1 protein-coding gene is annotated in these 218 nt (G+C 65.1%); it reads left to right on the top strand.

What is annotated here, in order from left to right; translation table 11 throughout:
* On the top strand, nt 1–218 hold a 218-nt coding region (locus GSQ83_RS12275; RefSeq protein ID WP_158803191.1), incomplete at both ends, for a hypothetical protein.

Below are 218 nucleotides of genomic sequence, written 5' to 3' on the forward strand. Positions count from 1 at the left end.
GGCCCCTCCCCTCAGCATGGCGATCCGGACGAACTGAAAAAGGTCCTCGGCCGCACGCTCGGAGTTCCACTCTTCCAGGAACAGGCGATGCGCGTGGCGATTGTCGCCGCCGGCTTTACGCCGAGTGAGGCCGACCAGCTTCGACGGGCCATGGCGACCTTCAAGCACACGCAGGGTGTTGGTGTTTATCACGAGCGGCTCGTCGGCGGCATGGTGCG

It is taken from the genome of Acidisoma sp. L85 (genome assembly GCF_009765865.1).
GTDB lineage: Bacteria > Pseudomonadota > Alphaproteobacteria > Acetobacterales > Acetobacteraceae > Acidisoma.